Annotated in this window: 1 rRNA gene; it reads right to left on the bottom strand. The window is 51.0% G+C overall.

From position 1 onward, the window contains the following. Positions 1–88 precede the first annotated feature (88 nt). Positions 89–1,612, bottom strand: a 16S ribosomal RNA gene (locus tag BM243_RS15005). Positions 1,613–1,762: the final 150 nt, after the last annotated feature.

Genomic DNA, 1,762 nt, shown 5'->3' with positions numbered 1-1,762 from the left:
TTTCTGACAAAATTGTCAGCTGGTGACAATCTCTCTTGCGAGGATTGTCTTCGTATCCGAAAGAATTACCTTTCGGTCGACTCCCTAGAAAGGAGGTGATCCAGCCGCAGGTTCTCCTACGGCTACCTTGTTACGACTTCACCCCAATCGCTGACCCTACCTTCGGCCGCTGGCTCCATTACTGGTTGCCCCACGGACTTCGGGTATTGCCAACTCTCATGGTGTGACGGGCGGTGTGTACAAGGCCCGGGAACGTATTCACCGCGACATGCTGATTCGCGATTACTAGCAACTCCGGCTTCATGCAGGCGAGTTTCAGCCTGCAATCCGAACTGGGATGAGTTTTATGAGATTTGCTCCACCTCGCGGTCTCGCGTCTCTTTGTTCTCACCATTGTAGCACGTGTGTAGCCCTAGACATAAGGGGCATGATGATTTGACGTCATCCCCACCTTCCTCCCGGTTAACCCGGGCAGTCTCTTTAGAGTGCTCAACTGAATGGTAGCAACTAAAAATAAGGGTTGCGCTCGTTGCGGGACTTAACCCAACATCTCACGACACGAGCTGACGACAACCATGCACCACCTGTCTTCCTGCCCCGAAGGGCTTCCCCGGTTAAGGGTAATTCAGGAGATGTCAAGTCTAGGTAAGGTTCTTCGCGTTGCTTCGAATTAAACCACATGCTCCGCTGCTTGTGCGGGCCCCCGTCAATTCCTTTGAGTTTTAGTCTTGCGACCGTACTCCCCAGGCGGGGTACTTATTGTGTTAACGACGGCACAGAAGGGGTCGATACCTCCTACACCTAGTACCCATCGTTTACGGCGTGGACTACCAGGGTATCTAATCCTGTTTGCTACCCACGCTTTCATGCCTCAGTGTCAGTTACAGTCCAGAAAGCCGCCTTCGCCACTGGTGTTCCTCCTAATATCTACGCATTTCACCGCTACACTAGGAATTCCGCTTTCCTCTCCTGCACTCTAGATACCCAGTTTGGAATGCAGTTCCCGGGTTGAGCCCGGGGATTTCACATCCCACTTAAGTATCCACCTACGCATCCTTTACGCCCAGTAATTCCGGACAACGCTCGCCACCTACGTATTACCGCGGCTGCTGGCACGTAGTTAGCCGTGGCTTGTTTTTCAGGTACTGTCATTATCATCCCTGATCAAAGAGCTTTACGACCCGAAGGCCTTCATCACTCACGCGGCGTTGCTGCATCAGGCTTTCGCCCATTGTGCAATATTCCCCACTGCTGCCTCCCGTAGGAGTCTGGACCGTGTCTCAGTTCCAATGTGGCCGATCACCCTCTCAGGTCGGCTACGCATCGTCGCCTTGGTGAGCCGTTACCTCACCAACTAGCTAATGCGCCGCGGGTCCATCTCAAAGCGGATTGCTCCTTTTCCTACGGTGCCATGCGGCACTGTAGGCTTATGCGGTATTAATCTTCCTTTCGGAAGGCTATCCCCCACTTTGAGGCAGGTTACCCACGTGTTACTCACCCGTCCGCCGCTAAGAACGCTTCTATGTAAACATATCCGCATTCTCCGCTCGACTTGCATGTGTTAGGCACGCCGCCAGCGTTCGTCCTGAGCCAGGATCAAACTCTCAATTTAAAAGTTTGAACTAGCTATTCATTACACTAGCTTCTGAACTCCATTTTCATGAAGTTCGCACTTTCTTTTCAGAAAGTGGTTTTTTTTGATTTCTCAAAAAGAATTACTTTGGTTTTTTACCTATATTCTGTTTAATTTTCAAAGAACTAT

The sequence above is a fragment of the Proteiniclasticum ruminis genome (genome assembly GCF_900115135.1).
GTDB lineage: Bacteria > Bacillota > Clostridia > Clostridiales > Clostridiaceae > Proteiniclasticum > Proteiniclasticum ruminis_A.
This window is presented reverse-complemented; position numbering and strand designations above follow the sequence as displayed.